The organism is Limnohabitans sp. 2KL-51, assembly GCF_003063645.1.
Taxonomy (GTDB): domain Bacteria; phylum Pseudomonadota; class Gammaproteobacteria; order Burkholderiales; family Burkholderiaceae_C; genus Limnohabitans_A.
In genome coordinates this window covers 40240-53050 of the sequence record NZ_NESJ01000013.1, presented here as the reverse complement: position 1 = coordinate 53050, position 12811 = coordinate 40240, and the positions used below count along the sequence as shown (strand labels likewise).

At 61.5% G+C, this 12811-nt stretch carries 15 protein-coding genes; 8 read left to right on the top strand and 7 right to left on the bottom strand.

The window, feature by feature from the left end; all coding sequences use genetic code 11:
• Positions 1-33: 33 nt before the first annotated feature.
• Positions 34-1002, bottom strand: a complete 969-nt coding sequence (gene egtD / locus B9Z49_RS14430) for an L-histidine N(alpha)-methyltransferase (RefSeq protein ID WP_108354135.1) — start codon at positions 1000-1002, stop codon at positions 34-36.
• A gap of 111 nt (positions 1003-1113) precedes the next feature.
• Here egtD and B9Z49_RS14425 point away from each other — a divergent pair, with 111 nt between their 5' ends.
• The 5 genes from B9Z49_RS14425 to B9Z49_RS22575 are packed head-to-tail and all read left to right on the top strand — an operon-like array spanning position 1114 to position 5052.
• On the top strand, positions 1114-1983 hold the full coding sequence (locus B9Z49_RS14425) for a putative selenate ABC transporter substrate-binding protein (protein ID WP_108354134.1): 870 nt from the start codon (positions 1114-1116) through the stop codon (positions 1981-1983).
• A 19-nt stretch (positions 1984-2002) separates the two neighbouring features.
• Complete coding sequence (locus tag B9Z49_RS14420) at positions 2003-2842, top strand: phosphonate ABC transporter ATP-binding protein (protein ID WP_108354133.1); 840 nt, start codon at positions 2003-2005, stop codon at positions 2840-2842.
• Positions 2843-2876: 34 nt separating this feature from the next.
• Complete coding sequence (locus tag B9Z49_RS14415) at positions 2877-3761, top strand: PhnE/PtxC family ABC transporter permease (protein WP_369913585.1); 885 nt, start codon at positions 2877-2879, stop codon at positions 3759-3761.
• Positions 3758-4627 (top strand): phosphonate ABC transporter, permease protein PhnE, encoded by an 870-nt coding sequence (phnE, locus tag B9Z49_RS14410; protein ID WP_108354131.1) that lies wholly within the window; start codon positions 3758-3760, stop codon positions 4625-4627. The genes B9Z49_RS14415 and phnE overlap by 4 nt, the downstream gene beginning before the upstream one ends.
• The gene (locus B9Z49_RS22575) at positions 4624-5052 is read left to right on the top strand and encodes a hypothetical protein (RefSeq protein WP_158273507.1); all 429 of its coding nucleotides are present in this window, start codon (positions 4624-4626) and stop codon (positions 5050-5052) included. The genes phnE and B9Z49_RS22575 overlap by 4 nt, the downstream gene beginning before the upstream one ends.
• 240 nt (positions 5053-5292) lie before the next feature.
• Here the strand turns inward: B9Z49_RS22575 and B9Z49_RS14400 are convergent, their stop codons facing one another.
• From B9Z49_RS14400 to B9Z49_RS14380, 6 genes are all read right to left on the bottom strand, one after another.
• A complete protein-coding gene (locus B9Z49_RS14400; RefSeq protein ID WP_108354130.1) occupies positions 5293-5688 on the bottom strand; it encodes a PIN domain-containing protein in 396 nt (131 codons plus the stop codon).
• A gap of 1 nt (position 5689) precedes the next feature.
• Positions 5690-5959 carry an AbrB/MazE/SpoVT family DNA-binding domain-containing protein gene (locus B9Z49_RS14395; RefSeq protein WP_108354129.1) on the bottom strand — a complete coding sequence of 90 codons (270 nt, stop codon included), beginning with the start codon at positions 5957-5959 and terminating at the stop codon, positions 5690-5692.
• A gap of 98 nt (positions 5960-6057) precedes the next feature.
• Complete coding sequence (locus tag B9Z49_RS22055; RefSeq protein ID WP_199225068.1) at positions 6058-6225, bottom strand: hypothetical protein; 168 nt, start codon at positions 6223-6225, stop codon at positions 6058-6060.
• 10 nt (positions 6226-6235) lie between these two features.
• A complete protein-coding gene (locus B9Z49_RS14390; protein WP_108354128.1) occupies positions 6236-7309 on the bottom strand; it encodes a YeeE/YedE thiosulfate transporter family protein in 1074 nt (357 codons plus the stop codon).
• Positions 7310-7318: 9 nt separating this feature from the next.
• Positions 7319-8269, bottom strand: coding sequence for a sulfurtransferase (locus B9Z49_RS14385; RefSeq protein WP_108354127.1), 951 nt, complete (start codon positions 8267-8269; stop codon positions 7319-7321).
• 126 nt (positions 8270-8395) lie between these two features.
• The gene (locus B9Z49_RS14380) at positions 8396-9616 is read right to left on the bottom strand and encodes an MFS transporter (protein ID WP_108354126.1); all 1221 of its coding nucleotides are present in this window, start codon (positions 9614-9616) and stop codon (positions 8396-8398) included.
• 127 nt (positions 9617-9743) lie between these two features.
• Between B9Z49_RS14380 and B9Z49_RS14375 the strand changes: the two genes are divergently transcribed.
• From B9Z49_RS14375 to B9Z49_RS14365, 3 genes are read left to right on the top strand one after another with little or no spacing between them, the layout of a single operon-like run.
• Positions 9744-11066 carry an MmgE/PrpD family protein gene (locus tag B9Z49_RS14375; RefSeq protein ID WP_108354125.1) on the top strand — a complete coding sequence of 441 codons (1323 nt, stop codon included), beginning with the start codon at positions 9744-9746 and terminating at the stop codon, positions 11064-11066.
• Complete coding sequence (locus tag B9Z49_RS14370) at positions 11060-12037, top strand: tripartite tricarboxylate transporter substrate binding protein (protein ID WP_108354124.1); 978 nt, start codon at positions 11060-11062, stop codon at positions 12035-12037. Before B9Z49_RS14375 ends, B9Z49_RS14370 begins: the two co-directional genes overlap by 7 nt.
• Positions 12038-12040: 3 nt before the next feature.
• Positions 12041-12811, top strand: coding sequence for an SDR family NAD(P)-dependent oxidoreductase (locus B9Z49_RS14365; protein ID WP_108354123.1), 771 nt, complete (start codon positions 12041-12043; stop codon positions 12809-12811).

Sequence of the window (12811 nt, the reverse complement as noted above, 5' to 3'; positions counted from 1 at the left end):
TTGTTCAGTGACCCAATCAAATGGGCGACAAGCTCAGGCTAGTGCCCAAAAAACCGCAAAACGCTCTTTTGGATCGGTCCAGACGCGGGTCGATTCAAAGCCTGCTGAAAGCAGCAGTGACTCAAAGTTTTTCACGGTCCATTTGCAGGCGTTTTCGGTGTGGATGGTTTCTCCCGCTGCAAACTGGCGTTGGCCACCGGGCCACTGCACCGTCAGCGCGTGGCGCGCCTGCAGGTGCATCTCCACGCGCGATTGCGCCGCATTGAAGCGTGACAGGTGCCGCCAGTCGCGCACGGCAAAGTTGCTGCCCACCAAGCGGTTGATGTGCAGCAACAAATTCAGGTCGAAGGCGGCGGTCACGCCCAACGCGTCGTCATAGGCCGCTTCCAGTTCGGCCGGGTCTTTGAGCAAGTCCACGCCAATCAGCAAACCGCTGCCCGGCGCTGTCCCGCAGGCGCTGTGCAAATTGCGCAGGAAATCCAGCGCCTGTTCGGGCGTGAAGTTGCCGATGCTCGAACCTGGGTAAAACAGCACACGCGGCTGCGCCGGGTCAAGCGCCAGTTCAGTTGGCAGGGGCAGGCCCCCCGAAAAGTCCACGCCCAGACCCGCCATGGGCAAGCCGGGGTGCTGGCGTTGCAGCACATCCAGGGCCTGGCGCACAAAGTCCACCGAAATGTCTACTGCCACATAGCGGCCTGCGCCCATGGGGCCGAGCAAACGCCCGGCTTTTTCGCAATTGCCTGCGCCCAGGTCGATCCAGCACGCGCCGAGTGGCAGTTCAGCAGCCATGCTGGCGCTGTGCAACTGCATCAAATTGGCCTCGGTGCGGGTCAGGTCGTACTCGGGCAGCTGGGTGATGGCCTCAAACAGACGCGAGCCCAAGGCGTCGTACAGGTATTTGGGCGAAGTGAATGCTTGTGGGGCGCTCAGGCCCTGCAAGAGTTCTTGCGCCACGGCGGCTGCGTTGTGCTGGTACAGCTGGATGAATTGGGGTGTGCTCATGTAAGGATGTTAAGCCAGTGTTCAAGCGGCAGGACGGTGCAGGTTTGGCCCCAGCAGCACGGGGTGCAAGGATTTCAGGGTGTAATCTCTTTTTGTTTTTTTAAAGTCACTATGTTCCACGCCCTCCTCACTAAATTCCTGTCCACTGCTTGCATGGGTTTGCTGGCCATGTCCGCCATGACCCACGCCAGTGCCCAAACCACGCTGCGCGTGACCACCATCCCCGAAGAAGCGGCCACTGAGCAGGTGCGCAAATTCACGCCCTTGGCCAGTTACCTGGAAAAACAGCTCGGCATGAAAGTGGTGTTCACGCCTGTGACCGATTACCCAGCTGCCGTGGAGTCGATGGTTAACAAAAAGGTTGATTTGGTCTGGTTTGGCGGCTTCACCTACGTTCAGGCCAAACTCCGCTCGGGTGACAAAGTCGTGCCCTTGGCGCAGCGCGAAGAAGACACCAAATTCCAGTCGGTGTTCATCGCCAAAACCGATTCAGGGATCAAGACGCTGAACGACATGAAGGGCAAGCAAATCTCTTTTGGTTCTGCCAGCAGCACTTCTGGACATGCGATGCCCAGGGGCGTGCTGGTGCAAGCGGGGATCAATCCTGAAAAAGACTTCAAACGCATCGCCTACAGCGGCGCGCACGATGCGACCATCGCCTCGGTAGTCAGTGGCAAGGTCGATGCCGCCGCGCTCGACATCACCGTTTGGAAAAAGTTCGTGACGGAAAACAAGGTCGATACAAAGTACGTGAACGTTTTCTTTACCACGCCAACCTACTTCAATTACAACTGGTCAGTGCATGCCGACATGCCGGCTGCGTTGCAAGAAAAGATCAAAGCGGCTTTGCTGGCCCTGAACCCGGCCAATCCCGAACACGCTGAAATTTTGCGTTTGAACCGCGCAACGCGCTACATTGAAACCAAGCCTGAGAACTACAAGGAATTAGAGGCTGCCGCACGAAATCTGGGCCTGCTTTGAAGCGACGGAGCACACAGGTTTGAACATCGACCTTCAAGCCCTAGAAGCCAGGCATCCGGCAGCGCTGCCGGGTGCACCGGCTGCCTTGCGTGCATTGAACTTGCAGCTGGCCGTTGGCGAGCAGGTGGCCATCATTGGCCCATCGGGTGCGGGCAAGACGACCTTGCTGCAGGTGCTGGCATGCGCACAGCCGCCCACTCAAGGCCAGCTGCAGTTGGGCGGTGTGAACCCCTGGACCTTGCCCGCACGGGCCTTGCGCCGTTTGCGCGGCCAGTTGTTTCTGGCCCCGCAGGTGCCGCCGCTGCCGCCGCGCCAACGCGTGGTGACGTCGGTGCTGGCGGGGCGTTTGCCCGCCATGGGTTTGTGGGCCAGTTTGCGCTCGCTGTTTTACCCCACCGACATTCCTTCAGCTTACGCAGCGCTGGTGCACTTTGACTTGGGCGATAAATTGTTTGAACGCGTCGACCGCTTGTCAGGCGGTGAACGCCAGCGCGTGGGCCTGTCTCGCGCTTTGCTGGCCCCGGCCAGCCTGTGGTTGATCGACGAGCCCTTGTCGGCGCTCGACCCGATGCGCGCCCGCATGGCCATGGCCGCTTTGGTGAACCTGGCGCGTGAAAGGCAGGTCACGCTGGTGGCCACGCTGCACCAGGTGGACATGGCGCTGGCGCACTTTCCCCGCATCATCGGTCTGCGCGACGGACAGCTGGTTTTTGATTTGCCTGCCGCACAAGTCAGCCCCGAGCGTCTGGCGCATTTGTACGATCAATACGAACACGAGTTGCGCAGCGAGGCGCTGCCCGTGGCGCTGCAAGCGGCCACACCCGAAGCGCCCGCGCCTGTGGTGATGCACTGCCGCTGACGCGGTCAGGTCCTACACGCCACTCGTCCTGCACATGTCTGTTGCTGCCCCCCATTCGTCTGCAGACCGTCCTTCCGGGTTGCCGCCTGTTCGACCGCACACGCAAGCAACCGCGCGCGACCCTGCTTTTGCCGGGCGTGTGTTTTGGCTGGGCTTGGCTCTGGTCCTTTTGTGGCCGCTGTGTGTGGCCACCGAATTTCGTTTGTGGGTGCTCTGGGAGCCCGAGAACCGCAAAGTCACCGCCAACTTTTTGCGCAGCTTTTGGCCGCTGGTGCACAACCCTGAGTTTTTGGAAATGGTGGTGCGCGAAACCTGGCGCACCGTGGCCATGGCGACTGCAGGTGTCACGTTGGCGCTGGTGCTGGCCGTGCCACTGAGCTTGCTGGCCACGCGGGTTTTGTCGTTGTCAGCCTTGTCCGGCCGCATGGACCGCTGGCCAGCCGTGCTGCGCTGGTGTGTACGGGCCACTTTGATTGTTTTGCGAAGCATTCCTGAATTGATCTGGGCATTGGTGTTTGTGCGTGTGGTGGGCCTGGGGCCCACCGCGGGTGTGCTGGCCATCGCGCTGACCTACGGTGGCATGCTGGGCAAGGTGTACGCCGAAATTTTGGAAAGCGGCGAAAGCCACGCCACCCAAACCCTGATGCGCAACGGCAGTGGCCGTTTGCAGGCGTTTGTTTATGCGCTGCTGCCCAGCCACGCAGCGGAGCTCGCGTCGTACACCGTGTACCGCTGGGAATGCGCGATCCGCTCCTCGGTGGTCTTGGGCTTTGTGGGCGCGGGGGGGTTGGGCCAGCAGCTGGACAACTCGATGAAGATGTTCAACGGCGGCGAAGTGGCCACTTTGTTGCTGGTGTTCATTGCCTTGGTGGCCTTGGCCGATCGCGTGAGTGCTTGGCTGCGAAAGGCTTTGGCATGAAGCCCACCACGACACCGGACACCGTCTCTGTAGCCCAAGCCTTTTCCACCGAAGCGGCCAACCCGCCCTGGAAACTGCCACCACCCCTCTTTAACGCCCGCTGCCGCGCCTGCTGGTTCACTGCCGCCCTGCTGGTGTTGGTGGTGGCCAGCTTTGTGTCGCTGGAGCTCGATTGGGCAGCTTTTGCGTCCATGGAAGCTGCGCGCAGCATGGGCCGCTTTGTGGCGGAATTTTTTCCGCCCGATCTGTCGCCCGTGTTTGTGAACAAAGTGGTCTGGGCCGCTTGGGAAACCCTGGCCATGTCGGCGCTGGGCACGGTCATTGCGGCGGTGCTGGGCTTGGCGCTGGCCGTGCCCGCCAGCCGCATGTCTGCCCAAGATTCGGCTTGGTTGCGTAGCCCCACGCGCTGGTTGCTCAATGCCCTGCGCGCCATTCCTGAACTGGTTTGGGCCGCTTTGCTTTTGATCTCAGCGGGCTTGGGGCCCATGGCGGGCACGCTGGCGCTGGCGCTGCACACCAGCGGTGTGCTGGGTAGGCTATTCGCCGAGGCCATGGAGAACATCCCTACCGGCCCCGGCGACGCCCTGCGCACCCAAGGCGTGGGCTCGCTGCGCGTGTTCTTTTATGCCACCTTGCCCCAGGTCTTGCCGCAGCTCATGAGCTACACCCTGTACCGATGGGAAAACAACATCCGCGCTGCCGCTGTGCTGGGCGTGGTGGGAGCAGGTGGTTTGGGGCAGCTGCTGTCCTTTCACATGGGCCTGTTCCACATGAACAAGACGGCCACCATTTTGGCGGCCATGCTGCTCATGGTGGCCTGCGTGGATGCGCTGAGCTTTGCGGCGCGGCGCTGGCTGACGCGTTGAACTGGGCCTGGGCTGGGGCATGGTGCCCGAGCAACACCTGGCGCAAAGTTCTGCCTTGCACACTGACCCCACGCAAACCCTGCAAGCATGCGCACCTGTTTGACATGGGCCAGCAAGCTTTGCCCAGCCGGAGTGGCCCGCACCTGCTTGCCCCGCACCAGCAGGCGCTGGCCCAGGGTGTTTTCCAGCGCCTTGATGGGAGCGGCCTGCACGCGCGGTGTTTTTGCTTCGGCGTTTGCGTTGACCTCTTGGGTGGCGTTAAGCACCAAGGCCGTGGGACGCAAAAACCGCTTAAATGCCTGCCTGCTATAGATGTGGCCCTGTACTGGCAGCACTGGGCCCGCGAGGCCCCGTCAGCCCAGCGCCTGACCGAAGCCGTCAAATCCGCTGCGCGATTGCATTTGCGGCAGGTGAAAGACTATTGATCCAGCCCGAAGATGTTTGAATGGCCCATAGTTGTGTCGGCCATGCGTATTTTTTCTTTGTGGGAGCCCACCCCGTGGGCGATTGCATCCTCATCACCAAGGCAAGCCATCGCCCACAGAGGTGGGCTCCAACAAAAACCCCATCCCTTGAATGTTGTTAAAGACTTCACAGGGCCGGATCGATAGATTCTGGACGCATGACCACAAAATGCCCAGAAGCCGTAGGCCCCAGCGGCTGACCTACACAGCCCGGTGTGTGCCCGCTTTGCTGGCCCGCTTATCGAAGGTCAGCACAGCCTCGCACCCCAATGACTGCATTTGCGCGCCGATCAGGTGATCTGCGAAATTTCCACCCTGGTTTTGCCATGCTTTGGCAGCGGATAACAAGACCGGCATGGCCTCGAAGCGCAGTCCTGGAAAAGCCAGCAGGGCCGTCAAAGTCGCTTGGCATTGCACCAATGAATACCCGTAGAGCCCCTTCAAAACCCACATCACTTCGCACACCACAATGTGCCCGACCATGCATTCCCGGCCCAGATTCAGCTCGGCGTCCAGTGCAAGCTGAGCGCGCAGCGCTTGCTTGGGCTCGTCGTTGGTGATCAGGCGAACGAGGACGTTGGTGTCAACCGCCAGCATCTCAAGGCTTGCGGGTTTTGCGCGCAAGTAAAGGCTTGCTGCTGGCCTGCGCTTCGATGGCCTGGTTCATTTCTTCGACCGTGTGCGCTTGAAAAGGCGCTGGCAGCAAGCCGCGCAAGCTGGCAAAGGAGGCCTTGGAAGCTTTGCTCACCACAATTTGGCCATTGGCCTGCGGCACAAAGGCCACTTTGTCGCCGGGCTCGAGTTGAAGCATCTGCCGAACATCTTTGGGCAGCGTGATTTGCGCTTTGCTGGTCAAGGTGCTGAGCATGATTTTTCCTTACGATGCGGTAAGGAAGAATAGCCATCCAGCACCGATCGGTCAAGCCTGTGTGACCGATTCGCAGGGCCGGGGTTTGGTTTTCAGCCTCACTTCGCCATCGAGCAATGCCCCCCGCTGCTGGCCTGGCCCGAGCCTGCAGCGATCAGGGGTGGTTCATTGCGCAGGTCTACCGGGTCGGAGGCCTGAAAGTCCCAGGCTAGAAAAGCGGCCAGGGTCAGCCAGAAAACCGCTTGCAGTTTGTGCGTCGTGTTCATGTGGCCTCCATCAGAACTGGTAATGGCGGCGCACGCGCACGCCAATGAGCGTGCCCGCAAAGGCCAAAGGCACCCACAGCCAGCCGTGCAGGCTGCCGGTGGAAATGCCGCTGAGCATGGCGCCGATGTTGCAGCCAAAGGCCAGACGCGAGCTGTAGCCCATGATGAAACCGGCCACCAAGCCAATCATCCATTGCTGCGTGGTCAGGGGCTTGCTAGCGGCCGGGGACTTGGCCGAGGCCCACAGCGCACCGCCCAGAATACCGATGTTGGTGATGGTGGTCACGTCCATGAAAACGGTTTGGGTCAGGCGCTGTGCGTTGCCCGCTTGGCCCCAAAAGGCGTTGGTCGCAGGGTCAAACGCGCCCAGCGCCACCGACACCTTGGCGGCCCACAGGCCAAAGCCATAGACCACGCCCCAAGGCTGCCCGGCCAGCAACAAGTTCAATGTCGCCAACACGGCCAGCGCCACCGCTCCCCAGACCCAGCGTTTGTCGAACCAGCTTTGGCCCGCGCCGACCCACAGGCGCACGGCCACCAAAATGGCGGCCAGCAGGGCCAGTGTCAGGGCCAAAGCGCCGCCCATGCCCAGGCTGGCGGAGAAGCTGACCGGGGCCGTTTGGCCCAGTGACAACCAGCTGTCCAGGTGCACCGAACCGAGGAAGCTGCCCAAGGCGAAAAGCGGCAAGATGCCCATGTTCAGCGGCACGCCCAGGCCCGCCTTGTACAAGCTGCCCGAGCCGCAGCCGTCGGCAATCTGCATGGTCAGCCCGAACACAAAGGCGCCCACCAGCAGGCTCACGCTCGGTGGCCCGAGGGCGGCGTGCAGTTCAGAAAATTGCCCCAGCAGCGGCAACGCCGCCAAGCTGGCCAGTGCCAGCAGCAGCACCTGCCCGGTCACGCCTTGTGGGTTGCGCTGCTCTATGAGCTGTCGCCAGCCGGTGGTGAAACCAAATCGCGCACCGGCCAGTGCTGCCCCCATGCCCACGCCCACACCCATCAGCACGGCTTGGCGGATGGACACGGTCAGTGCCAAAAAGATGAAAAAGGCGGCCAGCAAGGCCGCCAAAGGAAGGCGTTTCATGACTTGAATTTATTTGAAAGTTTTTTCCGCCCAGAACTTGGCGTCGATCAGCAGCTGCTTGGGGCGGCTGGGCACGTTGGCCATGGGCAGCCCGTTGGGGTCTTTGGACCACTCAACCATGGAGCCCGCATAGAGCTTCACGTTTTTCTGGCCCAGCACTTCGGACATGGCAAACCAGTTGGTCGCCGCCCAGTGGCCGGTGTTGCAAAACGACACGGTCTCTTTGGCCGGATCGATGGGACTGGACGCTGCCACTTTTTGGGCCTGGTCGGTGCTCACAAAGGTGGAGGTGCCAGGGGCAAACCATTTGTCGTGCTCCACGTTCACTGCACCTTGCAAGGTGCCGGGCACGCTGGCGGCCACATGGCGGGTGTCGCCTTTGAAGAATTCAGCCGGGCGGGCGTCGATCAAGGTGGCATCGCCCGACTTCACGCGGGCTACCAGCTCTTCTTTGGTGGCCACCAAGCTCTTGTCGATTTGCGGCTGGAAGCTGCTGGCCGCGACTTTCACGGCCGCGTTGTTTTGTGGCAGGCCCGCCGTGCTCCAGCCCTTGACGCCGCCGTTGAGCACCGACAGATCTTGGAAGCCAAGTACTTTGAGGGTCCAGTAAACCCGAGCCGAGGCACCAAAGTCGGTGGCGTCCGCGCCGCTGGACACAATCACCGCGTGGGTGCTGGGCGTGAGGCCCAGGCTTTGCACCAGGGTGGTCAGCTTGGGCAGGCCGGGCAGTTCGCCAGGGTTGTTGGCCGGGCCGCGCCAGGTGCCATAGGGTGCATTCAGTGCGCCGGGGATGTGGTTGGTGGCATACGACTTGGGGTCGCGGATGTCGATCACGCGCACGTTGGCATCGGACAACTTGGCTTGCAGCTCGGCAGGAGTGAGAAGAGGTTGAGTCGCCAGGGCGCTGACGCTGAAGCTGGCGGCCGTTAAGGCCAGGATCAAAGCAGAGAGGTGTTTCATGGGGACGTTTCCAAAAGGAGAAGAGCAAAAGATGGCCAGATTGTGGGCAACCCCTTCAGACATGGGAACGATTTTTTAGTTGGTTATATATGCCTGTGTAGATATAAGACCATCCGGATGCACGGTTCAGTGCTGCGCAGCACGGGCATAGCTTTGCGCTGACCACAGCGCGGCCGTGCCGAGCAAACTGGCCAATAACAGCCACCACAGCGCCAGGGTGTAGCCGTGTTGTGGCGACCACAGCAGGCCCAAGGTCAAGGGGGCAGCGGCGCGGGCCAGCGCAATCGGAAGTCCCAGCAAGCCGTTGAGTTGCCCGACATGCTGGCGGCTGACGTACTGCGCCATGGCCGTGCCCTTGACGATGGTGTTCATGCCATTGCCCAGGCCATAAAGCAGCACAAACACCAGCGAGGCGAGAGGGCTGAGACCGCCAATCAGCAAAGTCAGCACGCCCGCCGGAATCAGCGTGGGAATCCAGCGGTTGGCGGCGTGCACGTCCCAGTAACGCTCAAACACAAACAGCACCAACCGCCCCAACACCTGGATCACCCCGATGGCCGCCGGGATGGCAATCACCCAGGCCGGGGACAAGCCCGACTCTTGCAGCAAGGCGATCATGTGCGCGGGCAACGCCGAGGTGACCGACATCATCAGCACCATGAACAGCGCCAACAGCCAAAACGGCGCGTGGCGCAGGTGTTCGCGCACCGAAGCCGGTTGCACTTTGTCGTGCGAAGTGGTCTCGAGCACTTTGAGTGGCGCGTCTTGGAGTAACCAGGCATGCAAGGGCGCACAAATCAAAAACTGCAGTGCCGCCAGTCCCCACAGGGCCTGGCGCCAACCCCACAGATCCATCCACCAAGCAAACAACGGAATGAACACCGTGCTGGCCAGCCCGCCCAAAAACGTGAGCGTGATGATGGCGCGCCGAAAATCCTGCGGAAAACGCCGAGTGACCACGGCAAAGGCGGGGGTGTAAAAAGTGGCCGCTGTGCCCAGGCCCAGCCAGATCCAGGCGGCATAAAACCCCGCCACCGTGGTGACGAAACTGTGGCCCACCAGGCCCACGCCAATCCACAAGGAGCCCAGCGTCATGACCCAGCGCTCGCGCCCCTCGTCGATCCAGCGCCCCACCCCATAGGCCATCAAACCTTCGGCCAGCAGCGCCAAACTGAAAGCCAGCGACGACTCGGCCCGGCTCATGCCCAGCTCGGCTTCCAGGGGCGTCATCAGCAGTGAGAAGGTATAGAAAACACTGCCCCATGTGATGAGCTGGGGCAACGACAGCCAGAAGCTGAAAGGGCCCAAATCTAAAGTTCTCAACGAAAGGCGAGGTGAATACCGCATGGGCTCATTATCGTGACACGGTCAAGCACCACGCTTCAACTTGCGTGCATCGGGTCAGAAAAGCTGTCGCATCGGTGCGGTTTGGCGGGCGCAATACGCTTTAGAGTAAGCGCAAAGTGGACAAGATATGGATGCTCAATTGCTCTCGGTTTTGCAGCGTTTACAAGCCGTCGATCTGGACGCACACCCGGCGTTGCACACCCACGCCCGTTGGCTGGTGCTCGACACCCTGGGTTGCATCACGGCGGGGTTGCGCGCGGGGCCCGTGGCCGAATTGGCGCAGCGCGCTGCGGCGGCCGATCCGGGCAACTTTCGCCTGACGCCCGATGGACCCGGCCTGTCTGTGGGCCATGCCGCGTTGGTGCTGGCCATGGCCGCATGCTGGGACGAGGCCTGTGAGGGCCATGCCGGTGCCCATGGCCGTCCGGGTGTGGCGGCCTTGGCGGCGCTGTGGCCCATAGCGTCGCGGTTGACCTATGGGCAGTTTCTGAAATCATGGGTGGTGGGCTACGAAATCGGTGCCCGCATGGGGGCCAGTTTGCGCATCAACCCGGGCATGCATGTGGACGGCAACTGGCCTGCCTTGGGCGCTGCCGCTGCGGTGGCCCATGCGCTGGGCCTGACGCCCGACCAAATCGTCCAGGCCGTGAACATGGCCGCTTGCCAGTTGCCCATGAGTTTGTATTGGCCTGTGCGATCAGGCGATACCGCACGCAACACCTATTTGGGCCATGCGGCGCAACTGGGGCAAAGTGCCGCGCTGGCGGTGGCCAGCGGCATCACTGCCCCTGCCGGTTCGGTGGCCGAATACGCAAGCGTTGGTCTGGGCAAACCGCCCGTGGCTTTTGACCATGCGCCGGACTTTCAATTGTTGAAGGCGTATTTCAAGCCCTATGCGGCGGTGCGACATGTGCATTACGGCGCTCTGGCAGCCCATGCGCTGCGGGACGTGATCGATCTGGACACAGTGGACAGCGTGGTGTTGCAGATCTATGAAGAAGCCACCATTTACTGTGGCAACCGGGCACCCCAAACGCCTTTGCAAGCTCAGTTCTCGCTGAGTTTTGGTCTGGCCGCCATGTTGCGCTGGGGCCGACTGGACCCCTGGATTTACCGCGAACCGCAGTTTCAAGACCCTGCGTTGCGTGCGCTGGAAGCCAAGGTGCAGGTGCAAGTGGACGCGCCCTGGACGCAGCAGGGCCTGCGCGGCGCACGGCTGTTGATCGCCTGCCAAGACGGCAGTCGGCACGAGCACGAAGTGACGGCCGTGCCCGGTGATGCACAAATGCCTTTCACCGAAGAGGCGTTGATGGACAAATTTTTGAGTTACTGCGAGGGCAGTTTGCCAGCCGCGCAAGCCGCTGACTGGGCCGCGCAATTGCTGCACGCCCCGTTGGAGGCCCACCCTTTTCCGTTTTGGAATTCACCCCAGGAGAAAACCCCATGTTGAAGAAAACCCTTGCCATGACCGCTGTGCTGGCTACAGCCTGGCTGGCTGGACCCTTGGCGGCGCAGACCACCGACTTTCCCAACAAGCCGGTGCGCATCGTGGTGCCTTTCCCGCCCGGTGGCGCGACCGACATCACGGCCCGTGTGGTGGCTGAAAAACTCAGCACCAAGTGGGGGCAGCCTGTGGTCATTGACAACAAGGCGGGTGCGGGCGGCAACGTGGGCTCGGACCTGGTGGCCAAATCGGCTCCAGACGGCTACAACATTGTGCTGGGCGTGACCGGATCGCATTCGATCAACATCTCCTTGTACAAGAAGATGCCTTACCACCCGCTGAACGATTTCGAGCCCTTGACGCAGGCCACCATCTACCCGAACGCGATTGTGGTCAACCCACAGGTGCCCGCCAACACCCTGCCCGAGCTGATCGCCTTGCTCAAGAAAGAACCTGGAAAATTTTCCTATGGCTCGGACGGCAATGGCACGGCCTCGCACCTGGGCATGGAAATCCTGAAAGCCAGGTCCAATGTGCAACTGACCCACATCCCATACAAGGGCAGCACCCCCATGATCACCGACTTGCTGGGCGGCACGTTGATGGTGGGCGTCACGGGTTTGCCGGCGGTGCAACAGCATTTGAAGGCGGGCAAGCTCAAGATGATCGCCATCACCACGCCCCAGCGTGCGCCCGGTGCGCCTGATTACAAAACGGTGGCCGAGCAAGGCTTTGCCAATTTCAATGCAGCGCCTTGGGCTGGTTTTTTTGCCCCCAAGGGCACGCCCAAATCGGTGGTGGACAAGCTGGCGCTGGACTTGGCAGACGCGCTCAAGCAAGCCGATGTGGCGCAGAAGATGAACGATTTGGGCAGCACCGTGGTGGGCAACAAGCCTGACGAGTTTCGCCAGTTTGTGACGCGCCAGATTGAGATGTGGGCCGAGGGTGTGAAGATCTCCGGCGCCACGGTGGACTGAGCCATGGTGGCTTTGGGCAACTTTGCGCCAAGTGGCGATTACGCCTTCCCCTACCGTGATTTGGTGGGGGCCCACGTGCTGGTGACGGGCGGGCGCGGCACGCTGGGGGCAGCGATCTGCCGGGGCTTTGCGTCTTTGGGTGCGCAAGTCTGGAGTGTGGACCAGTCACCCGCTGAAGGCGGTGAGCAGCACCCACAAATTACGCACCGCGTAGCCGATGTGCGCGACCGGGCTTCGCTGCAAGCGGTGCAGGCCGAGGTGGCGCTTACCGAAGGCCTGGATGTGCTGGTCAATGCGCATGGCTTGCAAATCCGCTCGGACTTTGCCGGTTGTGACGAAGAAACCTGGATGACGCTGACCGATGTGAACCTGAACGGTGTTTACCGCAGCTGCCAGGTTTTTGGCGAACCCATGCGCAGCCGGGGTGGCGCGATTGTGAACATTGGCAGTGTCAATGGGGTGGTGGTCTCGGGCAAGGGCACGCCTTACGGCATTCAAAAAGCGGCCGTCTCGCACATGACCAAGGTGATGGCCGTCGAGTGGGCGCCGCTGGTGCGGGTGAATGCGCTGGCGCCCACCGCCATTCCCTCGGGCATGACGAAGGATTTGTTTGCCAACCCGGATTACGTGCGCACCAAGACGCAAAGCATCCCGCTCAAGCGCACCGGCACCGAAGAAGACATCGTGCACGCGATCATGTTTTTGGCCTCATCGGCTTCGGGCCTGGTCACCGGGCACACCTTGATGATGGACGGCGGCTTGTCTTTGGTGTAA

Coding starts and splice junctions, on each gene's coding strand:
- B9Z49_RS22055 (WP_199225068.1), bottom strand. CDS start 6,225: ATGAACACGACGCACAAACTGCAAGCGGTTTTCTGGCTGACCCTGGCC.
- B9Z49_RS14375 (WP_108354125.1), top strand. CDS start 9,744: ATGGATGCTCAATTGCTCTCGGTTTTGCAGCGTTTACAAGCCGTCGAT.
- B9Z49_RS14395 (WP_108354129.1), bottom strand. CDS start 5,959: ATGCTCAGCACCTTGACCAGCAAAGCGCAAATCACGCTGCCCAAAGAT.
- B9Z49_RS14365 (WP_108354123.1), top strand. CDS start 12,041: ATGGTGGCTTTGGGCAACTTTGCGCCAAGTGGCGATTACGCCTTCCCC.
- B9Z49_RS14385 (WP_108354127.1), bottom strand. CDS start 8,269: ATGAAACACCTCTCTGCTTTGATCCTGGCCTTAACGGCCGCCAGCTTC.
- phnE (WP_108354131.1), top strand. CDS start 3,758: ATGAAGCCCACCACGACACCGGACACCGTCTCTGTAGCCCAAGCCTTT.
- egtD (WP_108354135.1), bottom strand. CDS start 1,002: ATGAGCACACCCCAATTCATCCAGCTGTACCAGCACAACGCAGCCGCC.
- B9Z49_RS14415 (WP_369913585.1), top strand. CDS start 2,877: ATGTCTGTTGCTGCCCCCCATTCGTCTGCAGACCGTCCTTCCGGGTTG.
- B9Z49_RS14400 (WP_108354130.1), bottom strand. CDS start 5,688: ATGCTGGCGGTTGACACCAACGTCCTCGTTCGCCTGATCACCAACGAC.
- B9Z49_RS14370 (WP_108354124.1), top strand. CDS start 11,060: ATGTTGAAGAAAACCCTTGCCATGACCGCTGTGCTGGCTACAGCCTGG.
- B9Z49_RS14425 (WP_108354134.1), top strand. CDS start 1,114: ATGTTCCACGCCCTCCTCACTAAATTCCTGTCCACTGCTTGCATGGGT.
- B9Z49_RS14380 (WP_108354126.1), bottom strand. CDS start 9,616: ATGCGGTATTCACCTCGCCTTTCGTTGAGAACTTTAGATTTGGGCCCT.
- B9Z49_RS14390 (WP_108354128.1), bottom strand. CDS start 7,309: ATGAAACGCCTTCCTTTGGCGGCCTTGCTGGCCGCCTTTTTCATCTTT.